A 22997-nucleotide genomic window follows, 5' to 3' on the forward strand; every position below is an offset into this window, starting at 1 on the left:
TCTTGTTTTCAAAATTGCGCGGTGTGGCGTTCAGTCCTTCGGTGCGTACTCGCGATCGAGCCGGTCGAAGAGCGGCTTGTTGACGAGGCGCTGACGCTCGGCGAACGGCGCGACGATCGTCGCGTCTTCGTCGAGGCGGCCGTTTGCGCGCAACTGCCCGAGAGCACGCTGCATGCCGACCACCGCGCCCTGCAGCGCCGCGTTCGCGTACAGCACCAGCGCGTAGCCAAGGCCCGCCAGTTCTTCACGCGACTGCACCGGGGTCTTGCCACCAATCACGATGTTGATGAGTTGCGGCGCGTCGATGAGTTTGGGCAGGCGTTCGATGTCTTCGAGCTTTTCCGTGGCTTCGATAAAGAGAATGTCCGCGCCCGCCTCGATGAACGCGTGGCCGCGCGCAATCGCCTCTTCGATGCCGTGCACGGCGGCGGCATCGGTGCGCGCCATGATGAGCAGGTTGCCGTCTTCGCGCGCGTCCACGGCCGCGCGGATCTTGCCCACCATCTCGCTCGCGCCGATCACTTCCTTGTTGGCGAAGTGGCCGCACTTCTTCGGCATCACCTGGTCTTCGAACTGGATCGCATCGGCGCCGCTGCGCTCGAGCGTGCGCACGGTATGGCGCACGTTGAGCGCGTTGCCGAAGCCCGTGTCCGCGTCGACGATGAGCGGCAGGTTGACCGCGTCGCGCACGCGCGCCGTGTGCTCGGCAATGTCGCTCAAACCGATGAAGCCGAGATCGGGCAGGCCGAACGACATGTTGGTGACGCCCGCGCCCGTGAGGTAGAGCGCTTCGAAACCGGCGTCCTCGATCACGCGGGCGCTCATGGCGTTGAAGGCGCCCGGCACGAGCAGGCCGCGGCGTTCGTTGACTTTGGCGCGGAACGCGGCGCGGCGTGCGGTAGTGGAAGTGGTCATCGCAATGACTCCGTTCAGTGGGTTTTGAGATGGCTCAGACATCCGCACGATGTATGCCAACCAGCAGGAGCTGAGCGCAAGCCATATAAAACAATACCTTAGCCGGCTCCAGCGCACGACCGGCGTTTCATGCCACAATCTCTGGAACGTTTCATGAAACGTTCCAGAACACCCAACTTCGCGCCGAGGATTCCGCCGTGCCTCCCCCCAGTCCGCCCCAGGCCGCCAGTCGCCCGAGCATCGCGCTCGTGAGCATCAGCCGATTGCGCAATCTCTGCGAAACCGTGGCGCCGCGCTATGCCAGCGAGGCCCGCTTCTTCAACGTGCGCGAAGGCTATGGCGACGCCGTCACGGCGCTGCAGCCCTATATCGAAGCCGGCACCGTGGACGTGGTGCTCGCCGCCGGGTCCAACGGCGCGTACTTGCGCGACAACCTGAGCGTGCCCGTGGTCATGGTGAAGGTGAACGGCTTCGACGTACTGGCCGGCATCACACACGCGAACGCCACCTGGCCCGGCGCGCCGATCGGGCTGATCCTGCACGAAAGCGTTTCGCACGAACTCGCCGACCTCGGCGCGTGGCTCAACCTGCGCCTCACGCAGCGCGCCTATCGCACGGTGGACGAAGTGCGCGACGCCGTCACGGCGCTCGCCGCCGAGGGCTGCCGCGTCATCATCGGCCCCGGCATGGCCTGCGATCTTGCCCAGGCGGCGGGACTCGAAAGCGTGTTCCTCTACTCGCTGGGCGCGGTGCACGAGGCGTTCGAGCGCTCGGTGGAACTGGCGCGCGTGAGCCGCCAGAAGGAGTCCAAGCGCGTGCGCCTGAATACGATCGTTGCGCACCTGCGCGACGGCGTGGCCGCTTTCGACGAAGCCGGTCAGCTCGAAGCGGTCAATCCGGCCATGCTCGACCTGCTCGGCCTCGACCGCGCGCGCGATGTGAGCGCACAACTGGTCCGCTCGGTGGGGCCGCTGCTGCATGAAGTGGCTGGCAGCGTTGCGGCAGTCGATGAACGCATCGAGCAGATCGGCGGCCGCTCGCTGATCGTGAGCTGCGTGCCGATCGTCGAGCAAGGCGCGCGCTCGGGCGCGGTGGTCACTGCGCAGGATGCGCTCGTCGCGCAGCGCATCGACCGGTCGCTGCGCACGACCCAGCGACCGCGGCACCTCGTGGCGCGCTACGAACTGGACGACCTGGTGGGCGTTGCGCCCTCCATGGCACGCGTGCGTCGCCTCGCGGCCATGAGCGCCGCGCACGACGCCACCGTGCTCCTCACAGGCGAAAGCGGCACGGGCAAGGAACTCGTCGCGCAGGGCATCCATAACGCGAGCCGGCGGCGCGGCAATCCATTCGTCGCCTTCAACTGCGCGGCGCTGCCCGAGGGGCTGATCGAAAGCGAGCTGTTCGGTCACGAAGAAGGCGCGTTCACGGGCGCGCGGCGCGGCGGCAAGCCTGGCCTCGTCGAAATCGCACATACGGGCACGATCTTTCTCGACGAAATCGGCGAGATGCCGCCCGCGCTGCAAAGCCGCCTGCTGCGCGTGCTCCAGGAGCGCGAGGTCATGAAGCTGGGCGCCAGCCGCGCAACGCCCGTGGACGTGCGCGTGATTGCCGCCACGCACCGCGACTTGCGCGCGCTGGTGCAGGAAGGCGCATTCCGGGCCGACCTGTATTTCCGGCTCAATCTGCTGCCAATTCCGTTGCCGCCCTTGCGCGAACGCCGCGAGGACATCGCTACGCTCGCGCGCCATCTGCTCGAACGCATGGCCGATCGCTACGCCCTGCGCCCCGCCGCGATCGAACGCGTGCTCACGCTGTTCGCGCCGTACTTCGCGAGCTACGCGTGGCCGGGGAATGTTCGCGAACTCGAGAATCTGCTCGCGCGCGCGGCCATCTTCCTCGCCGATGAAACCGGCTGCACACACGCAGATAGTTCGTTATACGACGTATTTCCGGAATTCGCGCAAAGTGACGCAGCGAGCGATACACCGCGGCGCGCGCCGACTGCCTCAAACGGCGCGCGCCGCGACGACGCCACGCCGGTCACGCGGGAAGACGTCGAGCGCGCGCTCGCCGCGCACGACGGCAATCGGGCCGCCGCCAGCCGCGCGCTCGGCATAGGTCGCACGACGCTTTGGCGTCTGATGAAAGGCGCCTGAGCGCGTACAACGGCTTGCCCGCCAGCAGATTCTGCCCGATCGTTTCGAGCGCCGTGCCGCGCAGGCGCACGGAGTATCATGACAACCTCGACGATGCGTCGATTGAGGGCGCATCGAACCTGCCGCGGAACCTGCCATCGTGAACTATTTCAACGTCCTGCTCGCGCTCTCGGGCGTCCTGCTGCTGAGCGTCGCCAGCCCCGGGCCGAACTTCGTCATCGTCACCTCCGCGGCGGTGGCCTCGCGGCCCGCGGGCCTCGCGACCGGCCTCGGTCTCGCCGCCGCCTCCGGCACGTGGGCATGGATCGCCATCGCGGGCCTGAGCCTGATCGTCACCCACGTGGCCTGGATCGGCACCGGGCTGCGCATCGCGGGCGCGGGTTATCTGGTCTGGCTCGGCGCGAAAATGCTCCTCACCGCGCGGCAGCCCTTGCAGGTTGCGGCACAGGCGGGCGCATCGGGTTGGGCCGCCGCGAAGAAGGGCTACGTCGTCAGCATGACGAATCCCAAGGCCATTGCGTTCTACGGCAGCATCTTTGCGTTGATGGTGCCCGCAGCCGCGCCGCGCTGGCTCGAAGTGGCAGTCGTCGTGATCGCGATCCTCATCTCGTGCGCCTGGTATTGCTCGATGGCCCTGCTCGCCTCGCATCCCACGGTGCGCCAGTTCCTCGTCCGGCGCAAAGCCGCGCTCGACTCGGTAGTGGGCGTCGTGCTGATCGGGCTCGGCGGGCGCATGCTCGCGGGGCGCTGAGCCTCGTCACGCGGCCATGAACGGGCGCATGGCTGCGCGCTGGCTGCGCGCCGCGCCGCTGGCGTCGGCATTGACACTGGCGTTCGTGCTCGCAGCGTCGTCCTTGCTGGCCCACGCGCAAAGCGCGCCCAAGGTCGTCGACCTTCCTACCCGGCCCGGCGTCACCCAGCGCTTCCTTTTCATTGCGCCCGCCGCGCCAAAAGCGGTCGCGATTCTTTACGCGGGCGGGCACGGCGGCCTGCAACTGGACCCGCAGGGAAACTTCGGCTGGGGCGCCAACAACTTTCTCGTGCGCAGCCGCATGCTGTTTGTGAACGGCGGCGTTGCCGTGGCGATCCTCGACGCACCGAGCGACCGGCAATCACCGCCCTACCTGGACGGCTTTCGCCTCGCGCCGGAACACGCCGCGGACGCCCGCGCCGTGATCGCGTGGTCGCGCGAACAACTGCGCGTGCCGGTCTGGCTCGTTGGCACGAGCCGCGGCACGCAGTCGGTGGCGGCCATCGCCATTGCGCTCGCGAAAGACGACGCAAACCCCGGCGCAGGCCCGGACGGCATCGTGCTGACCTCGACCATCCTGCGCGAAAACCGGGGCGGCGACCCGGTCACAGGCATGAACCTCTCCGCGCTCAAGCTTCCAGTGCTCGTGGTGCACAACAAGGACGACGCCTGCAAGGTGTGCCCGGTAGCCGAAACGGACACCCTCATGCAAAAGCTCACGCAATCGCCGAGAACGAAGCTGATGCTCGTTTCCGGCGGCGCTTCGCGGGGCGACCCGTGCGGGGCGTTCGCGTATCACGGCTTCAACGGCATCGAAAGCGAAGTCGTGCACGGCATCACGGCGTGGATGCTCGCGCCCTAGCGGGATTTTCGCGTCGGGCGCCCCACCTCTTCCCGCACCTCGCCTCTGAGCCAGTCACGAAACGCCGTCAGCCTCGGCAGACTCGCGCACTCGGGCCGATAGACCACGTAGTACGCCAGCGCCGAAGTAAAGGCGATCTCCGGGAAGAGGCGCACGAGCCGGCCGGCCGCGAGATCGTCGCGCGCCATGACACTGCGCGCGAGCGCGACACCGTGCCCTTCTATCGCTGCCTGCAGCACCGCGGCCGAATTGTTGATCTTCATGCCGCGGCTCGCCGATGCGGGCGTCACCCCCACGCTCTCGAACCACGCATGCCACGAAGCAAAGCCCGCATGGCTGTCCACGGAGAGATCGTGAATGAGCGGCGCGCGAGCGAGATCGCGTGGCGCGCGCCATTTTCCGGCCCGACGCACGGCCGGTGAGCAGACGGGATAGATCTCCTCGTCCATGAGCTTTTCGGCAGTGAGCCCCGGCCACGCGCCGGCCCCATAGCGCACGCCGATATCGATGCCCTGCGCGACGAAGTCGAGCAGTTTCAGGCTCGTGTCCAGACGCACGTCGGTGTCCGGCCACGCGGCCTGAAAACGGTCGATGCGCGGCAGGAGCCATTTGGCGGCGAACGCCGGGCTCACCGTGACCGTCAGCACGCCGTTCGCCGAGCCCTCCTTCAGGCGCTCCAGCCCCAGGCTCAAGCGATCGAAACCGGCACGGATGTCGGGCAACGCACGCGCGGCCACTTCCGTCACCATCAGCCGCGCCCTGCCGCCGCTGCCGCGGACGAACACGGGCGTGCCGAGCCAGTCTTCGAGACTGCGCACGAGTTGGCCGACGGCGGCAGGCGTCACATTCAGCTCGGCGGCCGCGGCGGAAAAACTCTGATGCCGCGCGCTCGCTTCGAATGCGCGCATGGCGTTGAGGTAGACGGGCGTCTTCATGATCCAAAGATTTTCTGTCAACGGGAGACAGAATATCTGATTTGTGGGCGCGAGCGGACGCGAACAGAATGAGTGCCGTTGACGAGGCATTCAGCGCGTCGCATGCCGCCAGCGTCGGCCCCATTCCATGGCTTCGAGGAGTCCATCATGAACCATAGTTTTTCTTTTGATTTTACGTCCAGGGTGGCGATCGTCACCGGTGGCGGTTCCGGCATCGGCAAGGAAGTCGCCGCGCGTCTCGTGAAGGGCGGCGCGCGCGTCGTCATCGGCGGGCGCGACGAGGCGAAGCTGCGCGTAGCGGCCGCGCAAATCGACGCTTCAGGCGCCAACGTGCGCTTTCATGCCGGCGATATTGCGCTGCCCGCCACCGCGGCTGCGCTCGTCGACCTCGCGACCGGGGCGTTCGGCGGTGTCGACATTCTCATCAACAACGCCGGTATTTTCCGGCCCAAAGCGTTTCTCGACGTGATCGAGGCCGAATACGACAGCTTTCTCGACACGATCCTCAAAGGCAAGTTCTTCATGGCGCAGGCCGCGGCCAAGGCGATGCTCGAGCGCGGCGGCGGCGCGATCGTCCAGACGGGTTCGCTCTGGGCGCTGCAGGCCATCGGCACCACGCCTTCCGCGGCGTACTCGGCGGCCAATGCGGGCGTGCATGCGCTCACGCGCAATCTCGCCATCGAACTGGCGTCCTCGAACATCCGCATCAATACCGTCGCGCCGGGCGTCGTGGAAACGCCGGTGTATCGCACCTTCATGACCGAGGACGAAGTCAGCAGGACGCTGCCGGGATTCAACGCGTTTCATCCGCTCGGGCGCAACGGCCAGCCCGCGGATGTTGCCGAGGCAATGCTCTTTCTCGCCTCGCCTCACGCCGCCTGGATCACGGGCACCGTGCTGCCCGTGGACGGCGGCGTGATGGCCGGCCGCCACGCCTGAAGCGCGAGCGGCTGATCGATTTTGCGACACGACACACAGGAGCACAGCATGGTCTATCTGCAAATCACCCTGAAGATTGCCGCCAGCCAGCGCGCGGCCGCCGCTGGCGTCTACCGGCAGTACAAGGCGGCGTTTCTCGAAACGATAGCGGGCGCGAAGTCGAAGGAGCTGCTCGTGCGTGAAGCGGACGTGCAGGTGCTGCACAGCTTCGATAGCGTCGAGCACGCGCAGGCCTACCTCGAGAGCGCGTTGTTCACGGCCGATGTCGTTGGCGCACTCGCGCCGCTGCTGGACGATGCGCCCGAAGTGCGCGTCTACGAAGCCGCGTGAAGCGAGCACGCCGGGGTATTTCGCATGACTAACCGCCCTTCCTTTTCACGGGCGCGCTGTTGTGCCCGAACGACCCCGGCGGCTCCGCCCGGCCGTGGTGGCCGAGCGGCACCTCTGCCGTCTGCTCCGGATGCGGGCCGCCCTCGCGCGGCATGAACTCGGGCCGCGACTCCGGTTGATCGAAGCTGCCCGGCGCACCCCTCGCGCGTTTCTCCTGCGCCGGTTGCTTGCCGGCGGCGAGTTCGCCGCCGGTTTCGCCGGCCTCATCCGGCGTGGGGTTGTGTGTCGAAAGACCCATCATCCGCTCCTTAAAGGGTGTGGATGCGAGGCATCCGGTTCATGGTTTCGGACCGCTCGCCGGCGCCACTTGCGCGCCGGCTGGCGCCGATATCTGGCTACCCAAAGCGTCCTGGGTTTGCGGGCGCGCACCTTCGTCGGCACGTTTGCAGGCCGTACAGCCGAGCGCCAGCGCGGCCGCGCCGAGCAGCCACAAACGCGGCCACGAGCGGGCGCGCGGCCTGGCCAGATTTGCACCCGATTTCGCAGTGCTTTTCATCTGATCCCTCCCTTGCGCGCAGCAATTGCAATTCCGCGCGCCACGCTTGTAATTCTTCTACCTCGTTCCCCGTCTGTCCGATCTTTCACTTTTGCACTGGCGCGCCCCGTCCTGCGACCATCATTTACTCCCGATAGGCCGCCATCACGATCCACATGTCGCGTTCGCCGTTGCTCACTTCAGCCGCCAGCGCATAGCGATCGTGCGGGCTGCAGGCGTTTTGCAGCGCCGTGCGCGCCTGCTCCGTGTTGTCGTACTCGCGCCTTGCCAGCGGACGCACATCGTTGCGTCCCTCAAACATCTTATGGTCCTTGCGGTAGATAAGCGTTTCATTTTTCCAATCGCGAAAGCATTCCCGGACATGCTGGAAATCGCCTCCGCATACATTCACTTCGTAGCGTGGAGTTGACTTCATGATCGACTGCCTCCCTTGCCGGTTCGACGCGCAATGCCGTTTTCCTCACGCCGCGCGCGTGCACACCTGCGTGGACGCATGGGGCGTGCCGGGCCTCGCCCCGCTGTGCAGCCGGTATTGCATTTGCGCAGCGGGTGAATCGTCGAACGGGAGAAGTCATGAGCACGAGCCAGCATCCTTCTACGCGGCGCAAGGGCGGCCGCCCGGCGCGGCAGCGTCATGCCCACGCGAGCGCCGCCAGAGGTCACACGAAAAGCACCACGAGCGGCGCCACAAATAAATGGTCGAAGCACGTGAACGAGACGAGCGACGCCATGGACATCGAGGCCGGCGTATTCAGATCCGGCAGCGCCGAAGCGATCGCCCGTTCGCTCAAGGAGTCGTCGCTGCACAGCCGGCGGCGCAAGGGCACGCCGTTTCAGTCGGCCATGTCGATGCTGAACTTCTACATCAACCGCGCGGGTAGAAACCTGCCCAAATCGCGGCGCGAGACGCTCGCGAAAGCCAAGGGAAAGCTGCGGGAAGCGTTTGGCCGCAAGCCCTGAGGGAAAATATCAGGCTTTTTCACAGCGCCATGGGGCGTCGCACCCAACTCTTATATAAGACATAAGACATTTGACGTTATATCGCAATGCGCTTAAAATCCCGCTCAAAGCAGTGCCTGGAAAAGCCTCGGAGTGCCTGAAAAGCCTTCGCCTTCAAACGCAATACCAGTAGGTCCCCCAATGCTTGAAAACTTTCGCGCTCACGTAGCCGCACGCGCCGCGCTCGGCATTCCCCCCCTGCCGCTCACGGCTCAGCAGACTGCCGAACTGGTGGAACTGCTGACGAATCCGCCCGCTGGCGAAGAGCAGACCCTGCTCGACCTGATCACCAACCGCGTGCCCGCAGGCGTCGACGAAGCCGCCCGCGTGAAGGCCGGGTTCCTGGCCGCCGTGGCCAAGGGCGAAACCGCCTGCGCGCTGATCTCGCGCGCTCGCGCCACCGAACTGCTCGGCACGATGCTGGGCGGCTACAACATCGCCCCGCTGATCGAGCTGCTGGCCGACGCCGAAGTGGGCACCGTGGCTGCCGACGCGCTGAAGAAAACCCTGCTGATGTTCGACCAGTTCCACGACGTCAAGGAACTGGCCGACAAGGGCAACGCCAACGCAAAGGCCGTGCTGCAAAGCTGGGCCGACGCCGAATGGTTCACGAGCCGTCCGGAAGTGCCGCAAAGCCTGACCATCACCGTCTTCAAGGTGACGGGCGAAACCAACACCGACGACCTCTCGCCGGCCCCGGACGCGACCACCCGCCCGGACATCCCGATGCACGCGCTGGCGATGCTGAAGAACGCCCGTCCCGGTATCACGCCGGAAGAAGACGGCAAGCGCGGCCCGGTCAAGTTCATCGAATCGCTGAAGGAAAAGGGCCACCTGGTCGCCTACGTGGGCGACGTGGTCGGCACCGGCTCCTCGCGCAAGTCGGCCACCAACTCGGTGCTGTGGTTCACGGGCGAAGACATCCCCTTCATCCCGAACAAGCGCTTCGGCGGCGTGTGCCTGGGCGGCAAGATCGCCCCGATCTTCTACAACACGATGGAAGACGCCGGCGCGCTGCCGATCGAACTCGACGTGTCGCAAATGGAAATGGGCGACGTGGTCGAACTGCGCCCGTACGAAGGCAAGGCACTCAAGAACGGCGCAGTCATCTCCGAGTTCCAGGTGAAGTCCGACGTGCTGTTCGACGAAGTGCGCGCCGGCGGCCGCATTCCGCTGATCATCGGCCGCGGCCTGACCACCAAGGCGCGTGAAGCGCTGGGTCTCGCACCGTCGACGCTGTTCCGCCTGCCGCAACAGCCTGCCAACAGCGGCAAGGGTTTCTCGCTGGCGCAGAAGATGGTTGGCCGCGCGTGCGGTCTGCCGGAAGGCCAGGGCGTGCGCCCGGGCGCGTACTGCGAGCCGAAGATGACCTCGGTGGGCTCGCAGGACACCACGGGCCCGATGACGCGCGACGAACTGAAGGACCTGGCGTGCCTGGGCTTCTCGGCCGACCTCGTCATGCAGTCGTTCTGCCACACCGCCGCGTATCCGAAGCCGGTGGACGTGAAGACGCACCAGACGCTGCCGAACTTCATCAGCAACCGCGGCGGCATCGCGCTGCGTCCGGGCGACGGCGTGATCCACTCGTGGCTGAACCGCATGCTGCTGCCCGACACCGTCGGCACCGGCGGCGACTCGCACACGCGCTTCCCGATCGGCATCAGCTTCCCGGCAGGCTCGGGTCTGGTCGCCTTCGCGGCCGCCACCGGCACGATGCCGCTGGACATGCCGGAATCGGTGCTCGTGCGCTTCAAGGGCAAGATGCAGCCGGGCGTCACGCTGCGTGATCTCGTCAACGCGATCCCGCTGTACGCCATCAAGCAAGGCACGCTGACGGTCGCCAAGCAAGGCAAGAAGAACATCTTCTCGGGCCGCATTCTCGAAATCGAAGGCCTGCCCGACCTGAAGGTCGAGCAAGCGTTCGAACTGTCGGATGCATCGGCAGAGCGTTCGGCCGCCGGTTGCACGGTGCACCTGAACAAGGAACCGATCATCGAATACCTCAACAGCAACATCACGCTGCTGAAGTGGATGATCGCCCAGGGCTACCAGGACCCGCGCAGCCTGCAGCGCCGCATCAAGGCGATGGAAGCATGGCTGGCCGACCCGCAACTGCTGCAACCGGATGCGGACGCCGAGTACGCCGCCGTCATCGAGATCGACCTGGCCGACGTGCATGAGCCGATCGTGGCCTGCCCGAACGATCCGGACGACGTGAAGACGCTGTCGGATGTCGCCGGCGCCAAGATCGACGAAGTGTTCATCGGCTCGTGCATGACCAACATCGGTCACTTCCGTGCCGCGTCGAAGCTGCTCGAAGGCAAGCGCGACATTCCGGTCAAGCTGTGGGTCGCGCCGCCGACCAAGATGGACCAGAAGCAGTTGACCGAAGAAGGCCATTACGGCGTGTTCGGCACGGCTGGCGCGCGTACCGAAATGCCGGGCTGCTCGCTGTGCATGGGTAACCAGGCACAGGTGCGCGAAGGCGCGACGGTCATGTCGACCTCGACGCGTAACTTCCCGAACCGTCTGGGCAAGAACACGAACGTGTACCTCGGCTCGGCGGAACTGGCGGCGATCTGCTCGCGTCTGGGCAAGATCCCGAGCAAGGAAGAGTACATGGCCGATATGGGCGTGCTCAACGCCAACGGCGACCAAATCTACCAATACATGAACTTCGACCAGATCGCCGACTTCAAGGAAGTGGCCGATACGGTGACGATGTCAGTGTGATGCTGGGGTACGGCGCGGGGTTTGGGTTGTAGATCCGCGTCGCGGCACCAGACAGTGGCGCCGCAGGCTGAATGCCTGCGGCGCCATTTTTATTTGGTTCGCCGAGGTCCTGCCTTATGAGCCTGGGTCGAGAGAGCCGTTTCGGGAAGCGATCACTGCCCGGACGACCAGCATGACGCGTTCAACCCGCGCGCCGGTCCGGATTCGGCCTGCACGTTCGAGTTCGGCAAGCCCATGCAGGGCTGCCCAAAAAGTCTCGGTCACGTTCTCGACATCGACGCAGAACGGTGCGACGACCGACGCGAGCGCTTCGAAACCAGCCCGCAGTTCCGGTCGGGTTTCAGCGTCGGCAAACCGCAGATCGGTCGGGAGGGTGAACATCGCCTCGTAAAGCGCAGGACACCGCACTGCAAAACCGAGATAGGCCATGGCGACATTCTCGACGGCGTTTTGTGGCCCGGTCGATCCACACGCCGCTTCCCGAAGCGCCACCGCGAGTTCCTGAAAGCCCTCGACTGCAACGGCTGCCACGATCGCGTCCCGGTTCTCGAAATGCGAATAGAGGACCGGCTGGCTATATTCGATCTCGTCGGCGAGGCGGCGAACCGTGACTGCATCCCAGCCATCGCGCTCCGCAATCAGGCGCGCTGCCGCGATGATGCGGGACTCGCGCTCAGCCCGTTGCCTGCCTTTGCGCTCGGCGATACTCAATTTTTCCTCTCCCTGACCCCAATGGTCCACACGGCTTGCGATAATACGGAAGCTTGAAAATCTAGCAATGCTAGATTATATTCCGTCACTACACCTCGAAGCAAAGGACACCGCAATGCATTGGCTTTCGTTCGGACTGGCGCTGTTCCTCGCCCTTGCGATTATCGCGATCGGCACCCAATATCTTGTGAGGCCAATGACCGCGACACGTAGTTTCGGCCTGCCGCTTCCCGAAAACGGCGCCAATATCGCCTGGTGGCTTCGGCTCAAAGGCGTGCGCGACATTGCGTCGGGATTGGCGGTCCTGGCGTTCATGGTGTGGGGCACGCCTCTTTGGATCGGCGTCGTCCTGCTCGTGGAAGCGGTCATCCCCGTTGGCGACATGCTGCTCATTCTTGCCGCGAAGGGTTCCACCAAAAGCGCCTTCGGCATGCATGGCGCGACGGCCGTGCTGATGGTCTTCACCGCGATTTCGACGATGATGGGAGGGCGCTGAGATGGTCCATACTCTTTCGATCTGGCTCCTCGCCGCCGGCTTCTTTGGCGCGGGTCTCTTCAACGCGATCGGCCCCCCCGCGACGCAAAGCGATTACGCCCGGTGGGGTTACCCGCGCTGGTGGGGTCGATTGACCGGCGCACTGGAGATGTTGTCTGCCGTGCTGATTGCGCTTCCGGCAAGTCGCGTGATTGGCCTGGCGCTTGGGGCGCTAATCATTGCGGCTGCGGTTTTGACCGTTCTGCGTCACCGCGACTTCTCGCACCTTGTGCCGCTCGGTGTTTTTGTCGCCGTGATCGCGCTCGCAGGGATCTCGTCTTGAGAGGGCCGCCAGGAGAGACGCCAATGTGCGCCACGCGTTGACGGCATCCCGTGCAATCAACGCGCGAACGCCAGCGCGGTGTATTCAGCCGTTGCCGCCGTGAAAGAGCGTCAGCTTGTTCGACACCGAATTCACGCCCTGCACGGAACGCGCCACCTCTTCCGCCTGCCGGATCTGGTCGCCAGTGCGAACCGTGCCGCTCAGCGTCACCGCGCCGCTGCGCGCGCGCACGAAAACGCCGGAAACGTTGAATCCTTGCGCCCTCGACAAGGCGCGCCGCACGGCACGGGCAAGTGCGCGGTCCTCCTTCTTCTCGCTGGGCGCCGCCTGGGTCGCCCCCGTTGCCATCGATGCGTCCGTTGGCTCATTCGCCGACTGGGCATGGGCCATGCCAGCAGCGGTAAGCAGAAGAAACGCAGACAAGGCGCATCGCAGATTCGATTTCATGACCCACTCCTGACATTGCCGCGCAGGGATCCGCCGGCCGCGGTCCATATTGCACCACCATGCGAACACCCGCTCCGACGGCGCGCGCATCGCGCCGCCGTACTACCCGGCCGCGGATGCCGCCGCCACGCCCAGAAAGGTCTGGACGATTCCTCGCTTGCGTTGGCTGTGAAGGCAGGCCACCGAATCGATATTGCAGCCGCGCAGTTCCTCCACCGGGATGGCAACGGAACGCGCGCCCTCGGGAATCTCGCGCTCGAGCACGAATCCGATGCCGAGGTCTTGCCGCACGGCCTCCAGAACGGCCTCGCGACTACCGAGTTTCATCGCCGTCGGGAGCGATATTCCCGCACGCCGCAAGGCTTCGTCGACCAGTCGCTGGGTGTTGGAGCCCGCCTCCCGGCGAATCACGGCATACGCCGCGAGATCGCCGAGGGACACGCTTTTGGCCGCTGCGAGTGGATGACGCTCCGGCACGAGAACGCGCATGTCCTGCCGCGCGACGGGAATTGACGCCACACGCGCATCGCTCCTGGCATTGCCGATGACCACCGCGTCGACCCGATACGCGAGCAGATCGTCCCAGACCTCGCGCTGACTTCCGAACGAGACCGAGATTTCGATCTCGGGATACTGCGCGCGAAAGGCGGCCACCACTTGAAGCACCATAAATCTCGATGTGAAAATATAGCATCGGTATGAATTTGACTGCACAGGGGACGCGCTCTAAGCTCGATGCCGTTGCGGGTTCTGACGACCCGCCCTTTTGACGCCAGATGCGTAATGAGCAAAGAGATCGACTACCTCAATCCCGCCCTCCCGCGGGGCCTGCGGCAAGTGGCGATGCCCGTGGTCGACGCGACGCCGGCAACGCTGAATGGCTATGGCAAGCTGGTGGACCACCCGCACGCATGTCAGGTGGAAATCGTCCAGTGGCCTGCAGTGGGGTCAAGACCGATCGATCCGGGAACCGGCGACGAAGCGGGCACGACCGAAGGCACGTTCGTCAGCGAATGGCGCGGCGACATTCTGTACGGTCGAAACGAAGCGGTAGGCGGCAACTATGTTCTCGCCTACGCAACGGAGCCCGACGACGCACGCGAAGACAGCGCCGCCGCCCCGGAACGCATGTTGATATGGCATGCGAACTATCACCCCGACGGCGGGCAACTGTTCTTTCCGCTCGATCGTCTCCCGTTCTACGTGCCGCTGGCATTGCCAGGCGACGACATTACGCCGGAGAAGTTCGTGTGCTTCCGCTTCGACGGACGGCAGGGTCTCTATATCCACCCCAACATCTGGCACGAAGGCGTGTTCACGCTCGACGGCACGCAGCGATTCTTCGACAAACAAGGCGCTGTCCATGCACGCGTCTCGGTCGAATTCGCGACAGAGTTCGGCTGTCTGCTCGAGGCCGCCATCGCACGGGACTAGCGCGCGCTGCTCCCGCAGATGCACTGCGATGGATGAGGCTAGCGGACGTCGCTCGAGCGCGTCACATCCTTTGCTTCCGTGTCGACGGCGTCGCTGTGCAGCAATGCATGCTGCCGTTCAGGCGTTTCGCTTTGCGCCATGCCTTCCTTGAATCCCTTCACCGCGACGCCCAGATCGCCTCCGATGTTGCGTAGCTTCTTCGTACCGAAAACTAGTGCCACGATCAGGAGAACGATCATCCAATGCCAAATGCTCAACGAACCCATAACTGAAAACCCTCTCTTTGCCGTCGCGCGCGTCGCTCGCGACGAATGACATGAATCTTGCTGCCCGACCCGGCGTATAGCCCGATGTTCCGCAGGCGTATTGGAACGCGCGGATGTGTCTCGCTCGTTTCCTGGAACGGCGGTTTTGTATGCGCATGTACGAGCGCGCCCTGTAGATACACGCAAATACAAAAGGGAGCCGTGTCCGCCAATCTGCGCGCGCATGGCGCGAATCGCCGCCTCAGCGCGGTCGGCGCACGACCGCCTTTCAAACGGTTCCAGACAAGCGTTTAATATCGGCTGCAACGTCTCTTTGGGAGCCCTCCCATGCTTAGGGTACTTGAACCGGGCGACTACTTCGGCACCACCTCCCTGCGATACGGGGATGACGGCATCTCGCTCGTGGAGACCGATTTCGCAACGGATCCGATCATCCCGCAGCACGAGCATGTCAATCCGTTTTTCTGTTGCGTGCTGAACGGTTGCGGAACCCGATCCTGGCCGGCCCGCCGCGGCGAAGACGGGCCGATGTCGCTGACGTTTTTCCCCGCGGGCGTGCCCCACGCCAATACCTGGCATGGCGCCGGCGGCAAGGCACTCCATCTCGAGTTTTCGACCTCGTGGGCACAGCAGCTTGGCGGCCGGACCCGGGTCCTCGATCGTCCCGATGACTTTGCAGGCGGCGCACCGCTGTCGTTCATGCGCCGCCTGGTCCGCGAATGCCGCGAGCAGGACTCGGCTACGTCGTTGGCAGTCGAAGGGCTGGTACTCGAACTGCTTGCCGCGTGCGAGCGCACCGTCCCGCGTACGGCGACGGCTGGCGGTTCGCGCCGCTGGCTCGCTCGCGTGGAAGCCATGCTGCACGATCGCTTTCGCGAGACGTTGACGCTGGATGAAATTGCTTCGCACAACCATGTTTGTGCCGACCACCTTGCGCGTGAATTCCGCAAGCACTTTGGCTGTACGGTCGGGGAGTAGGTGCGCCAGCTTCGGCTCGATTTCGCATGCACTGAATTGACCCGTGGACGCCTCTCGCTCGCAGCGATTGCCGAGGCCGCCGGCTTCGCCGATCAAAGCCACTTTACGCGCGTCTTTCGGCGCCGGATGGGTCTGACACCAGGCGCGTACCGCGCGCAGCTGCTTGAAAATCGCTCCTGTACCAAAGATTGACGGTCCGGTACAAGACCCACAGCGCGGCCACGGCCTGGAGTGGCTCGCATGTTCGGCACGAACTGACGTTCCCGGAGATCGATGTGAGCCCCGATGCCTTTCCCTATCTGACCCGCCTTGACGTCCTCTATGCCTTCGGCGAAATCATCGACGTGCGTAAAGGCCTGCTGCATCGACCGCGCGCGCCGGAGAAGACAGTGATCCTGATGGTCGAGGCGGCGGGAATCGTTCCCAGGGGCGACACAATAACCCCGCTCGTCTGACAAATTTACAATACCGTAAGCTCCGCCCAGCCACAGGCCATATCGCAGAAACCCAGGTACACCACCTAGATAAATCTGATTGACGATTTCGATGTCGTCTGACAACAATATCCATAGTGATCGAGTCAGCCGCTCCTGTCCGATCTCGTCGCTGTAACCGTGCCTCTCCTGTTCGCATTGGCGTCGCCACGCGGCCCAATCGCCGCCGAAGTCCGGCCGTCACCCCTGCAGCAAAACAATCCCGCGAGACAACATAGGAGAACGAATCAAATGGCAACACATGACCAGGACGATCCCCTACCCACCGAAGCCCGCAACCATGCGCCCGCCTCGCCCAAACGGCGCGCGTTCATGGCCTTTGCCGGCGCGTCCGCAGGCGCAAGCCTCCTCGCCGCCAGCCGCGCAGCGGCAGCAGCCGACTCCATGTTTCCCACGCCTGCCACATTCGGAGGAAAGATTCCACAGCCGCCCGGGCACGCCGCGGGCGATCCGATCTGGGGCCCGGAGGGCCAGGCCACGGCGATCATCAGGAGGCTTGCCCACGTCGATCGCTCGCTGTTTTCCCGCGCCGATTTTCACGTGACTAGCTACGGTGCGCGCGTACTCCCCGCCTCCGCGCTGATGACGTCGACTGCCTGGCCGGGCGGCAAGATTCCATGGGTGACGGGCGGCACCGAACAGACCACGCATCCGACCAGCGACCTGCAAAGCCCGGGCTCGGGCGTGATGGTGCCGTGTGACTACACGGGCACGCAATACGACTCATGCACCGCGATCAATACGGCGATTGTCGACGCGAGCCGTGCCGGTGGCGGCCGCGTGGTGGTGCCGACCGGCAACTGGTACTGCGGCGGTCCGATCGTGCTGCTGAGCCATGTGAACCTCCACCTGGAATCAGGCTGCACGATCTATTTCAGCCCGAATCCCGCCGACTATGCGAAAAACGGCCCGTACAAGACGGCGAACGGCAATCTGTACCACACGCGCTGGCAGGCGAACGACTGCCTGAATTTCGGCTCGCCGATTTATGCATTCCGCCAGACCAACATTGCCGTGACCGCCGATGACAATACCTGCGTGCTGAACGGTCAGGCGATGACGCCGATGCAACTGAGCACCCAGGCGCCCACCTCGTGCTGGTGGACCTACAAGGGAAGCAGCAACACATACGGCTGCGCAGGTTCTTCAACGCCGTCACAAGCCTATGTGAATCCGAACAACGTCGCGCTAACGAGCCTCCCCGCTGGCCAGATCCAGAACCCGCAGGCGAACGCTTCCTTCACGAATCAGTACGGCGTCACGACTTCGCTGATGACCCTGCTCACGGGCACGGGCTGGAACCAGGACCAGAACTATCTGCCCGCGCTCTCCGAGCTGCGCGTGCCCATCGAGAACCGCATTTTCGGCAACGGTCATTTTCTGCGTCCGTGCATGATCGAGTTCATCGGCTGCACCAACGTGTATCTGCAGAACTACCACACGCAGAACACGCCGTTCTGGCAGCACCATCCGACCGATTGCACGAACGTGGTGATCGACGGCGTGTTTGCCGACAGCATCGGACCGAACAACGACGGCTTCGATCCGGACGCGTGCAATCACGTGCTGGTGCAAAACGTTCAGTTCAACACCGGCGACGACTGCATCGCGATCAAGTCCGGCAAGTATCTCGATACCGAGTACGGTCCGATGCAGAACATCGTCGTGCAGAACTGCACGATGCAAAGCGGCCACGGCGGTCTGACGATCGGCAGCGAAATGAGCGCAGGCGTGCGCAACGTCTACGCCCGCAACCTGATGATGCAAAACGAGAACTGGGCAAGCAATCCGCTCAATATCGCGCTGCGGTTCAAGAGCAACATGAATCGCGGCGGGTTCATCAACAACGTCTGGATCAACGGCGTGACGCTCGCCAACGGCGTGAACCTCGCGGGGAAATACGGCGGCGGCTCGCTGGGCGCGGCGATTAGCAAGATCACGGGCACGGGCACGACCGGTCTCGCAACGAACCCGTCGACGGGCCAGGGCGGCTTGATCACGTTCGACTGCGATTACAGCCCGTCCGGCGACGCGGTGCGCTGGAGTCCGTCGGTGATCAGCAACATCAACATCACCAACGTGAACGCGAGCAACGTGTCGGGCGCGGTGTCCTACTCGATGCCTTCGGGCTTCGTCGCCGGGTCGAACTCGTGCTTCCAGGCGCTCGTCATGCAGGGCCCCGAGGCGGTCGATTACAACGGTCCGCTACCGGTGCCGACCGTGAGTCCGATCAGCGGCGTCACGATCTCGAACTGCAACCTCGGCAACCCGGTGTGCACGGGCGCGGTTCCGACCACGCCTTCGACGTCGGCGACGGCCGCGCCGGGGCCGGTCTTCGCGAGCAACGTGAGCGGTATTACGCTGACCAATGTGGTGATCGCGGGCACCACGTACAACACGTCGCTGACCGCACCGGCGACCTGATGCCGACGCACATGGACGCGGGCAACCGCGTCCATGTGCGCGGCGATCGGTTCGTCAGCGTGGTTCCTTGTCTGCCGGAGGCTGCCGGCGCTTCGGCGCCGGTTCATCTCCGGACTTCACCGGCTCACGCGTACAGGCGTCCGGGGGCATGACAAAGGGAATGTCGTCGCGGCAACATGCATACACCGGAAACCCGTACGCGTTCGTCCCGACGATGGTCGTGGGTCCGTGCAGCGGGCACACCGCCTTCATGGTGCCTCCCGAAACTCATTGCTCGATGGCTTGTAGCATACCCCTCGCGGGGCATGGCTCAGGCTTTCTTCACATAGGCATTGCACCAGCCTTTGGCGTCGACGATCTTGCCGCCATAGGTCGCGCACGGGCCATTCGGCGCACCCGGCTTGCCCTGAAACAGCTGGCAGTTCGCGCAGGTCTGCCCCGCCTGGAAGCGCGGAAACTTGGTCTTGTCGACTTTGCTCGCGTCGGTTTTGTAGCCGAGCGCCATGGCGGTCGGGTCGCTCTCGGAGAGCACCGGCGCGTCGGCGCGCGATTCGCTGGAAAGCGCCGCCGTGGAAGCCACGGAGGCGGCAAGGATCATGAAGCGACGACGGGAAAGCGGCATGGTGGGGCTCCTGAGCATGGAACGTACCCGGCTCTCGTAGTTGCTGATCAGGCGGCCGATTCGTTCGTGTTTTTTCCGTGTGCTACTTATTTATATCACTTCGCGATCCGTTGTAAAGAACGGAAACATTGCAGCACCTCGCAAGGCGCCTTTAATTATTTCGTTATGCCAGGCAATTTTCACGGCGATCGCAAACGCGGCGCCACAACGGCGCCGCATTGGTTTCACCACGCCGCGCAAACCTTGCCGAAATGCGCCCCGGCTTGCTGATGACGGAACGCATCGGCCAGCTCGTCCAGCCCGAACGTACGGTCGAGCACAGGGCGAATGCCAGCCTGGTCGAGCGCCGCGACGTAGTCTTGCTGCTGCCGCCGGCTGCCCACGATCAAGCCCTGCACGCGCGCCTGCTTCGCCATGAGCACGGAGGTCGGCACGGTGCCTTCGCGTCCGGTCAGCACGCCGATCAGCGCGATGTGGCCGCCCACGCGCACCGCGTCGATCGACTGGGCGAGCGTGCCCGGGCCGCCGACTTCGATCACGCGATCCACGCCCTTGCCGCCCGTCATGTCGCGCACGAGCGCGCCCCACTTTTCGTGTTGCCGGTAGTTGACCACCTCGTCGGCGCCAAGCGCTTTCGCACGCTCCAGCTTCTCGTCCGACGATGACGTGACGATGACCGAAGCGCCCATCATCCGCGCGATCTGCAAAGCCGCGATCGACACGCCGCCGGTGCCGAGCGTCAGCACGGTGTCGCCGGCCTTGAGGCCGCCGTCGGCCACCAGCGCACGCCATGCGGTGAGCCCCGCCGTCGTAATCGTCGCCGCCTCGGCGTAGGTCCAGCCGCGCGGCGCGAGCGTGAAAGCGCTCACGGGCCGCACGGCGTGCAAGGTCGCGAAGCCGTCCACGCCGTCGCCGGGCGTCTGCGCGAAGTTGCCCACGGCCTGCCACGGCAAACCGTCCGCCCATTGCGGGAAGAAGCACGACACCACGTGGTCGCCGCGCTTGAATTGCGTCACGCCCGCGCCGACCGCCGACACCACGCCCGCGCCATCGGACATCAGCACGCGTCCATCCGCCGTGGGGATCGCGCCATTGGCCACGAGCAGGTCGTGAAAATTGAGCGACGTGGCGTGAAGCTCCACGCGGATCTCGCCGGCGCCGGGCGCGCCGGGCTCGGCGATATCGCACAGCTCGATGCGGTCGAGCCCGCCCGGCGCACGCACCACGGCGGCCTTCATCGCCGTGCTCCCTTCGCGTTGCGCGCGGCGGCGATCAGGCCGTCGAGCCAGTCCTGGTGCCCGTTGATCATCGGACTCGGGCGCGTTTTCGCCAGCGTCACAGCCGCTTTGCCCTTCTGCGATTCCTGCGCGAGCACGCGCACGCGGCCGCCGGAAAGGTCTTCGATGAGCCACGCGTGAATCACGTCCAGGCGCGTTTCTGCGTCTCCCTCGGCCCAGCCGTGCCACGCCACACGCGCGGGCTGGCCCGCGGCCGGCGGCTCGTGCCCGGTCACTTTGGCCTGCACCGGAAAGCCGAAGGTCTTGAAGTGAAAACGCAAGCCCGCGCTCAGTTCGGGGCCCAGGCCGTCGTGGAAGCCGACATCCGCGGAATTGCTGTAATAGCTCGGCCACACGGTCGCGTTGTTCAGCAGCGGCCAGACGTCGGCCGTGGAAAGGCCCGCCACGATCACTTCGTTGGAACAGAAGTTGTCGGTCGTGCCGGGCAAGTAGTCTTCGGGCCAGAAAATCTCGTTCATGTTCGTTACCTTTCGATGCTGTCGGTTTAGGTGCGGTCGACACGAGAAATCACGCGGGCTATGCTGAAATAAATCCAATCGCGGATCATTATCTCCGTCATAAACCGTGTTGATATCAGAATGCTCGATCTGAACCTCTTGCGCGCGCTCGACGCCCTGCTCGACGAACGCAACGTCACGCGCGCCGCGCAGCGTCTGTCGCTCACGCAGCCGGCCGTGAGCGCGATGCTGACGCGTCTGCGTGAGAGTTTCGGCGATCCGCTGTTCGTGCGCTCGCAACGTGGCATCGTGCCCACCGAGCGCGCGCTGCAACTGGCTGCGCCGCTCAAGCAGGTGCTCAGCGAGATCGAACGGATGCTGCAGCCGCAGGCCTTCGCGCCGGCCGAGGCCGAGATGACGCTGACCCTCGCTTCGACCGACTACGCGCTGCGCGCAGTCGTTGTGCCGTATCTCGCGCGACTGCGGGAAACGGCGCCTGGCGTGCACGCCGTGATCGTGCCGGTGCAGCACGAGCGCCTGCAGGCGCAACTGGAAAGCGGCGACGTGGATCTGGCCCTGATCACGCCGGAGACCACGCCCGCCGACCGGCATGCGCGCCGCCTGTTCGACGAGCGCTACGTGTGCGTGATGCGCGCGGATCATCCAGCCGCCGCGCGGCGACTCACGCTGGAGCGCTTTTGCGCGCTCGATCACGCGCTGGTGTCGTATGCGGGCGGGAGCCTGAGCGGCGTCACGGACGAGGCGCTGGCGCGCGTGGGGCGCGCACGGCGCGTGACGGTGTCGGTGAACAGCTTTGGCTCGTGAAGGACGCGCAGGGGCTCGCCGTGGTCGAGCCGCCGCTCGCGATACCGGGGTTCACCAAGACGCTCGCGTGGCACGAGCGCACGCATCGCTCGCCAGGGCATCAGTGGGCTCGGGCGTTGTTGTTCGAGACGTGTGAGGGATTGGCGGGCGAGGCGCCGGGGTGACGTGTCACGTCTCACGCATCAGCACTTCGCAGTGAACGGCAACGCGCAAAAAGCCATCAGCAGGACGGGCTGCCGCTGGCCGTGCAGAACGCCGCGGGCGCACCCGCGATGAGAGGAAGCGGCGTGACGGGCCGCGGCGGTGGCGGCGCAGTCCTTACGGCGCCGCACCACGAGGTACGGGTGTGCCCCGCGCTGGGCACGCAGGGCGCAACGGTTGCGCGCATCTCCTCGGCCACTTCCTCGCTCAGTTCGTTGCGCTCGCGCGCTTCGAGCGCGGGCCGCAGCTGGTCGTCCAGCCATGACGCGAACGCGACGACACAGCCCGCCGCGACGGCCAGCAGCATGAGCCGCGCCTTGTGCTCGCGCAGCTTGATGAGCAGGCGCACCGCCGCCGGCCGGCCTGCAATGGGCGCCTCGCGCCCGGCGGCCGCCCGCACTGCCGCTCCTTCGATGATTCTCGTTGCCACTTTCTATTCGTTTTGCTCTTGTGATTGCGCCCGGCGCCCGTATCGAGGCATACGGGTTAACGGCAGGTCGGAGCAATCCGAAAGGGGCCGCACGAAAATATTTGCGCGCCTCAGCGGGCCTCGCGCGAACGCTCGGCAAACGCAAACACGGTTTCGCGGAACCGCTCCGCCGCCGGATTGCGCACGGCGGGCTTCGTCACGAGATGCAGCGGCGCGCGAAACGCCTCGTCCCCAGCCACGCGGCAGTAGCGCACGCTCTCCTGCTGGTAGCGCCGCATGGAAGCCGGCACGAGCGTCACGCCGCCGCCTGCGGCCACGAGATTGATCGCGGTGACCATGCGCGGCACCTCGTCGACCACGCGCAACTGCACGCCCTGGGCTTCGCAGGCGCGCACGCCACGATCGACGCGGCACGCGCGGCAAGCACGGCGCA

General features: G+C 65.1%; 27 protein-coding genes and 1 pseudogene. 15 read left to right on the forward strand and 13 right to left on the reverse strand.

Annotated features, from left to right (window positions below; translation table 11 throughout):
- Positions 1–30 precede the first annotated feature (30 nt).
- Positions 31–915 (reverse strand): isocitrate lyase/PEP mutase family protein, encoded by an 885-nt coding sequence (locus M3A49_RS17930; RefSeq protein WP_266229926.1) that lies wholly within the window; start codon positions 913–915, stop codon positions 31–33.
- A 197-nt stretch (positions 916–1112) separates the two neighbouring features.
- Here M3A49_RS17930 and prpR point away from each other — a divergent pair, with 197 nt between their 5' ends.
- The 3 genes from prpR to M3A49_RS17945 all read left to right on the forward strand — a co-directional run bounded on the left by prpR (position 1113) and on the right by M3A49_RS17945 (position 4687).
- On the forward strand, positions 1113–3074 hold the full coding sequence (gene prpR / locus M3A49_RS17935) for a propionate catabolism operon regulatory protein PrpR (protein ID WP_266229927.1): 1962 nt from the start codon (positions 1113–1115) through the stop codon (positions 3072–3074).
- A 139-nt stretch (positions 3075–3213) separates the two neighbouring features.
- Positions 3214–3825, forward strand: coding sequence for a LysE family translocator (locus M3A49_RS17940; RefSeq protein ID WP_416338972.1), 612 nt, complete (start codon positions 3214–3216; stop codon positions 3823–3825).
- 28 nt (positions 3826–3853) lie between these two features.
- Entirely contained in the window at positions 3854–4687 is an 834-nt protein-coding gene (locus tag M3A49_RS17945) for an alpha/beta hydrolase (protein ID WP_266229929.1), read from the forward strand.
- Here the strand turns inward: M3A49_RS17945 and gcvA are convergent.
- Positions 4684–5622 carry a transcriptional regulator GcvA gene (gcvA, locus tag M3A49_RS17950; RefSeq protein ID WP_266229930.1) on the reverse strand — a complete coding sequence of 313 codons (939 nt, stop codon included), beginning with the start codon at positions 5620–5622 and terminating at the stop codon, positions 4684–4686. The two genes, M3A49_RS17945 and gcvA, sit on opposite strands and share 4 nt — an antisense overlap.
- A 147-nt stretch (positions 5623–5769) precedes the next feature.
- On the opposite strand from gcvA, the gene M3A49_RS17955 reads away from it, so the two are divergent.
- Both M3A49_RS17955 and M3A49_RS17960 read left to right on the forward strand, forming a co-directional pair.
- Complete coding sequence (locus M3A49_RS17955; protein ID WP_266229932.1) at positions 5770–6561, forward strand: SDR family NAD(P)-dependent oxidoreductase; 792 nt, start codon at positions 5770–5772, stop codon at positions 6559–6561.
- 48 nt (positions 6562–6609) lie between these two features.
- Complete coding sequence (locus tag M3A49_RS17960) at positions 6610–6891, forward strand: hypothetical protein (protein WP_266229933.1); 282 nt, start codon at positions 6610–6612, stop codon at positions 6889–6891.
- A 28-nt stretch (positions 6892–6919) separates the two neighbouring features.
- Here M3A49_RS17960 and M3A49_RS17965 read toward each other — a convergent pair whose 3' ends face one another.
- Positions 6920–7189 (reverse strand): hypothetical protein, encoded by a 270-nt coding sequence (locus M3A49_RS17965; protein WP_266229934.1) that lies wholly within the window; start codon positions 7187–7189, stop codon positions 6920–6922.
- A gap of 382 nt (positions 7190–7571) precedes the next feature.
- Positions 7572–7862, reverse strand: coding sequence for a hypothetical protein (locus M3A49_RS17970; protein WP_266229935.1), 291 nt, complete (start codon positions 7860–7862; stop codon positions 7572–7574).
- 158 nt (positions 7863–8020) lie between these two features.
- Here M3A49_RS17970 and M3A49_RS17975 point away from each other — a divergent pair, with 158 nt between their 5' ends.
- Positions 8021–8407, forward strand: a complete 387-nt coding sequence (locus tag M3A49_RS17975) for a DUF3175 domain-containing protein (RefSeq protein ID WP_254354763.1) — start codon at positions 8021–8023, stop codon at positions 8405–8407.
- 180 nt (positions 8408–8587) lie between these two features.
- The gene (acnB, locus tag M3A49_RS17980; RefSeq protein ID WP_266229936.1) at positions 8588–11179 is read left to right on the forward strand and encodes a bifunctional aconitate hydratase 2/2-methylisocitrate dehydratase; all 2592 of its coding nucleotides are present in this window, start codon (positions 8588–8590) and stop codon (positions 11177–11179) included.
- 114 nt (positions 11180–11293) lie between these two features.
- Here the strand turns inward: acnB and M3A49_RS17985 are convergent, their stop codons facing one another.
- Positions 11294–11890, reverse strand: a complete 597-nt coding sequence (locus tag M3A49_RS17985) for a TetR/AcrR family transcriptional regulator (RefSeq protein ID WP_266229938.1) — start codon at positions 11888–11890, stop codon at positions 11294–11296.
- A 115-nt stretch (positions 11891–12005) separates the two neighbouring features.
- Here M3A49_RS17985 and M3A49_RS17990 point away from each other — a divergent pair, with 115 nt between their 5' ends.
- Both M3A49_RS17990 and M3A49_RS17995 read left to right on the forward strand, forming a co-directional pair.
- Positions 12006–12386: a DUF4267 domain-containing protein gene (locus tag M3A49_RS17990; protein ID WP_254354760.1), complete on the forward strand. Its 381-nt coding sequence runs from the start codon at positions 12006–12008 to the stop codon at positions 12384–12386.
- 1 nt (position 12387) lies between these two features.
- Positions 12388–12708 (forward strand): DoxX family protein, encoded by a 321-nt coding sequence (locus M3A49_RS17995; protein ID WP_266229939.1) that lies wholly within the window; start codon positions 12388–12390, stop codon positions 12706–12708.
- 84 nt (positions 12709–12792) lie between these two features.
- On the opposite strand, the gene M3A49_RS18000 is transcribed toward M3A49_RS17995, so the two are convergent.
- Both M3A49_RS18000 and M3A49_RS18005 read right to left on the reverse strand, forming a co-directional pair.
- The gene (locus M3A49_RS18000) at positions 12793–13155 is read right to left on the reverse strand and encodes a BON domain-containing protein (protein ID WP_266229940.1); all 363 of its coding nucleotides are present in this window, start codon (positions 13153–13155) and stop codon (positions 12793–12795) included.
- Between the two features lie 102 nt (positions 13156–13257).
- The gene (locus M3A49_RS18005) at positions 13258–13824 is read right to left on the reverse strand and encodes a LysR family transcriptional regulator substrate-binding protein (protein ID WP_266229941.1); all 567 of its coding nucleotides are present in this window, start codon (positions 13822–13824) and stop codon (positions 13258–13260) included.
- Positions 13825–13938: 114 nt separating this feature from the next.
- Here M3A49_RS18005 and M3A49_RS18010 point away from each other — a divergent pair, with 114 nt between their 5' ends.
- Entirely contained in the window at positions 13939–14589 is a 651-nt protein-coding gene (locus M3A49_RS18010) for an ureidoglycolate lyase (RefSeq protein WP_266229942.1), read from the forward strand.
- 38 nt (positions 14590–14627) lie between these two features.
- Here M3A49_RS18010 and tatA read toward each other — a convergent pair whose 3' ends face one another.
- A complete protein-coding gene (tatA, locus tag M3A49_RS18015) occupies positions 14628–14855 on the reverse strand; it encodes a Sec-independent protein translocase subunit TatA (RefSeq protein ID WP_028206838.1) in 228 nt (75 codons plus the stop codon).
- Positions 14856–15182: 327 nt separating this feature from the next.
- Between tatA and M3A49_RS18020 the strand changes: the two genes are divergently transcribed.
- From M3A49_RS18020 to M3A49_RS18030, 4 genes are all read left to right on the forward strand, one after another.
- On the forward strand, positions 15183–15833 hold the full coding sequence (locus M3A49_RS18020; protein WP_323183164.1) for a helix-turn-helix transcriptional regulator: 651 nt from the start codon (positions 15183–15185) through the stop codon (positions 15831–15833).
- Positions 15834–16025: a helix-turn-helix domain-containing protein gene (locus tag M3A49_RS42515; RefSeq protein ID WP_323183165.1), complete on the forward strand. Its 192-nt coding sequence runs from the start codon at positions 15834–15836 to the stop codon at positions 16023–16025. It begins immediately after the preceding gene.
- A gap of 83 nt (positions 16026–16108) precedes the next feature.
- Entirely contained in the window at positions 16109–16288 is a 180-nt protein-coding gene (locus M3A49_RS18025) for a hypothetical protein (RefSeq protein WP_266229943.1), read from the forward strand.
- 270 nt (positions 16289–16558) lie between these two features.
- A complete protein-coding gene (locus tag M3A49_RS18030; protein WP_266229944.1) occupies positions 16559–18751 on the forward strand; it encodes a glycoside hydrolase family 28 protein in 2193 nt (730 codons plus the stop codon).
- Positions 18752–19061: 310 nt separating this feature from the next.
- Here M3A49_RS18030 and M3A49_RS18035 read toward each other — a convergent pair whose 3' ends face one another.
- The 3 genes from M3A49_RS18035 to M3A49_RS18045 all read right to left on the reverse strand — a co-directional run bounded on the left by M3A49_RS18035 (position 19062) and on the right by M3A49_RS18045 (position 21129).
- The gene (locus tag M3A49_RS18035) at positions 19062–19373 is read right to left on the reverse strand and encodes a high-potential iron-sulfur protein (RefSeq protein ID WP_028206842.1); all 312 of its coding nucleotides are present in this window, start codon (positions 19371–19373) and stop codon (positions 19062–19064) included.
- 224 nt (positions 19374–19597) lie between these two features.
- Positions 19598–20611, reverse strand: coding sequence for a zinc-dependent alcohol dehydrogenase family protein (locus tag M3A49_RS18040; protein ID WP_266229945.1), 1014 nt, complete (start codon positions 20609–20611; stop codon positions 19598–19600).
- Complete coding sequence (locus tag M3A49_RS18045) at positions 20608–21129, reverse strand: SRPBCC domain-containing protein (protein WP_266229947.1); 522 nt, start codon at positions 21127–21129, stop codon at positions 20608–20610. The genes M3A49_RS18040 and M3A49_RS18045 overlap by 4 nt, the downstream gene beginning before the upstream one ends.
- A gap of 120 nt (positions 21130–21249) precedes the next feature.
- Here M3A49_RS18045 and M3A49_RS18050 point away from each other — a divergent pair.
- Positions 21250–22097 (forward strand): annotated as a pseudogene (locus M3A49_RS18050) (LysR family transcriptional regulator).
- A gap of 56 nt (positions 22098–22153) precedes the next feature.
- Here the strand turns inward: M3A49_RS18050 and M3A49_RS18055 are convergent.
- A complete protein-coding gene (locus M3A49_RS18055; protein WP_266229949.1) occupies positions 22154–22564 on the reverse strand; it encodes a hypothetical protein in 411 nt (136 codons plus the stop codon).
- A gap of 110 nt (positions 22565–22674) precedes the next feature.
- Entirely contained in the window at positions 22675–22959 is a 285-nt protein-coding gene (locus M3A49_RS18060; RefSeq protein WP_266229950.1) for a LysR substrate-binding domain-containing protein, read from the reverse strand.
- Between the last annotated feature and the right edge of the window lie 38 nt (positions 22960–22997).

Source organism: Paraburkholderia sp. CNPSo 3076, assembly GCF_026343935.1.
GTDB classification, from domain to species: domain Bacteria; phylum Pseudomonadota; class Gammaproteobacteria; order Burkholderiales; family Burkholderiaceae; genus Paraburkholderia; species Paraburkholderia nodosa.

Coding starts and splice junctions, on each gene's coding strand:
- M3A49_RS17930 (WP_266229926.1), bottom strand. CDS start 915: ATGACCACTTCCACTACCGCACGCCGCGCCGCGTTCCGCGCCAAAGTC.
- M3A49_RS17945 (WP_266229929.1), top strand. CDS start 3,854: ATGGCTGCGCGCTGGCTGCGCGCCGCGCCGCTGGCGTCGGCATTGACA.
- gcvA (WP_266229930.1), bottom strand. CDS start 5,622: ATGAAGACGCCCGTCTACCTCAACGCCATGCGCGCATTCGAAGCGAGC.
- M3A49_RS17955 (WP_266229932.1), top strand. CDS start 5,770: ATGAACCATAGTTTTTCTTTTGATTTTACGTCCAGGGTGGCGATCGTC.
- M3A49_RS17960 (WP_266229933.1), top strand. CDS start 6,610: ATGGTCTATCTGCAAATCACCCTGAAGATTGCCGCCAGCCAGCGCGCG.
- M3A49_RS17965 (WP_266229934.1), bottom strand. CDS start 7,189: ATGGGTCTTTCGACACACAACCCCACGCCGGATGAGGCCGGCGAAACC.
- M3A49_RS17970 (WP_266229935.1), bottom strand. CDS start 7,862: ATGAAGTCAACTCCACGCTACGAAGTGAATGTATGCGGAGGCGATTTC.
- M3A49_RS17975 (WP_254354763.1), top strand. CDS start 8,021: ATGAGCACGAGCCAGCATCCTTCTACGCGGCGCAAGGGCGGCCGCCCG.
- acnB (WP_266229936.1), top strand. CDS start 8,588: ATGCTTGAAAACTTTCGCGCTCACGTAGCCGCACGCGCCGCGCTCGGC.
- M3A49_RS17990 (WP_254354760.1), top strand. CDS start 12,006: ATGCATTGGCTTTCGTTCGGACTGGCGCTGTTCCTCGCCCTTGCGATT.
- M3A49_RS17995 (WP_266229939.1), top strand. CDS start 12,388: ATGGTCCATACTCTTTCGATCTGGCTCCTCGCCGCCGGCTTCTTTGGC.
- M3A49_RS18000 (WP_266229940.1), bottom strand. CDS start 13,155: ATGAAATCGAATCTGCGATGCGCCTTGTCTGCGTTTCTTCTGCTTACC.
- M3A49_RS18005 (WP_266229941.1), bottom strand. CDS start 13,824: ATGGTGCTTCAAGTGGTGGCCGCCTTTCGCGCGCAGTATCCCGAGATC.
- M3A49_RS18010 (WP_266229942.1), top strand. CDS start 13,939: ATGAGCAAAGAGATCGACTACCTCAATCCCGCCCTCCCGCGGGGCCTG.
- tatA (WP_028206838.1), bottom strand. CDS start 14,855: ATGGGTTCGTTGAGCATTTGGCATTGGATGATCGTTCTCCTGATCGTG.
- M3A49_RS18020 (WP_323183164.1), top strand. CDS start 15,183: ATGCTTAGGGTACTTGAACCGGGCGACTACTTCGGCACCACCTCCCTG.
- M3A49_RS18030 (WP_266229944.1), top strand. CDS start 16,559: ATGGCAACACATGACCAGGACGATCCCCTACCCACCGAAGCCCGCAAC.
- M3A49_RS18035 (WP_028206842.1), bottom strand. CDS start 19,373: ATGCCGCTTTCCCGTCGTCGCTTCATGATCCTTGCCGCCTCCGTGGCT.
- M3A49_RS18040 (WP_266229945.1), bottom strand. CDS start 20,611: ATGAAGGCCGCCGTGGTGCGTGCGCCGGGCGGGCTCGACCGCATCGAG.
- M3A49_RS18045 (WP_266229947.1), bottom strand. CDS start 21,129: ATGAACGAGATTTTCTGGCCCGAAGACTACTTGCCCGGCACGACCGAC.